We start from the raw sequence: 877 nt of genomic DNA on the forward strand, positions 1-877 counted from the left end.
TACTACGATGCTTATTTCAAACATAAAGCGGGAAATCACCAGGCTTCAAATGATGTGGTACAGCGACTGGCAAAAGATTATTCCGGCTACAAGCTTTATGGTGCAAAAGGACTGGTGTTGATGGCGAAGAATTTCTATGCGCTGGGAGATGCTTACCAGGCCACCTATATCCTGGAGAACGTGATCAAGAATTTCACACAGTTCCCCGATGTAGTGCAGGAGGCTAAGCAGGAATTGGCCAGAATAAAAGCACAGGAAGCCAAAACTAACGCTTCAGTTGAAACCAACAATTAAAATACGTAAAAGCCTTCCCATGAAAATCAACTCATTAAGTGTATTGATCATGTTCTTATTTTTCACCGGCTTCTCCTTCGCCCAGGATCTGGGAAGCGAAACTGTAGAGGTGGTGAAACCATATACCCCAAGTGTAAGTGACGCTCCCAAAATAAGGGAGGTGCCAAAAATAACAGATTCAGTGAGTCTTGAAAAAAGGCCCGTGCAATACAGCATTTTTTCGGTACCTGTGGCTTCCACCTTTACCCCGGCCAAAGGAAGGGCGGCAACTGTTGAGCGTCAAAGGCCGCCAAAGCTGTATGATAATTATATTACACTTGGCTTTGGAACCTACACCAGTGCTCTTGCCGAATTCTACAGCAATATAGAGGTGAACCGCACAGATAACTTCGGAATTTTCCTGAATCACAATTCAGCCCAGGGAGGAATCGACGATGTGGTGCTTGATGATCATTATTATGACACCGAACTCAACCTGAATTACTCCTCCAGAAATCGAAACCTTATCTGGAATATGGATTTTGGGGCCGAGCATCAGCAGTATAACTGGTATGGAGTGACTCCCTCCATTCAAAACGATCTT

At 44.5% G+C, this 877-nt stretch carries 1 protein-coding gene and 1 pseudogene; both read left to right on the forward strand.

Features of this window, described 5'->3' with window-relative positions; translation table 11 throughout:
• On the forward strand, positions 1 to 294 hold a 294-nt coding region (locus HC175_RS15420), incomplete at its 5' end, for a hypothetical protein (RefSeq protein WP_168139344.1).
• Positions 295 to 313: 19 nt separating this feature from the next.
• Positions 314 to 877, forward strand: a pseudogene (locus tag HC175_RS15425) (TonB-dependent receptor); the annotation flags it as partial.

It is taken from the genome of Salinimicrobium oceani (assembly GCF_012037645.1).